Annotated in this window: 1 protein-coding gene; it reads left to right on the forward strand. The window is 47.1% G+C overall.

From position 1 onward, the window contains the following. Nucleotides 1–565: MotA/TolQ/ExbB proton channel family protein (locus R7Q48_RS29755; protein ID WP_411979315.1), on the forward strand; the 565-nt coding region annotated here is incomplete at both ends.

Consider the following 565-nt stretch of genomic DNA (forward strand, 5'->3'; position numbering starts at 1 on the left):
TACGGTGAAGGTAAAGAAGCCGTTCGCGACGTAACGCTAGTAGGTGAATTTAACGCAATTGCAGATGGCAAATACGTCATTTACGTACCTCAAACTGGCAAGTTCGAAGAACTATCACGTCAGCCAAGCAAGAACATCACAAGCCAAGTGGCTGGTTTTGAATCAGCAAAAGGCACTTATGAGCCGCTATTCCTTGATCCATCTCGTGGCGTAATTCTATCGCTACTAGTACAGAGCCCTACCGTTCAGGAGCGTATTGACCAAGGCGGTATCGTTGGTTACGTCATCCTAGCAATGGGCGCTGTTGGTGTCATCATCGCGCTATTGTGCTTCCTACGCCTTCAGATCATCGGTGGCAAAATGCGTAAACAGGCGAAATCAGACACAGTTATCCCTGGCAACCCTCTAGGTGAAGTTATCCAAGCTTACCAAGATCACAAAGGCGACAACCTTGAAGATCTGGAAGCGAAGTTGGACGAAATCATCCTACGCAATGCACCAAGCATTGAACGCTTTATCAGCTCAATCAAACTGTTTGCTTCTGTAGCACCACTACTAGGTCTAC

The organism is Vibrio sp. 378 (genome assembly GCF_033339435.1).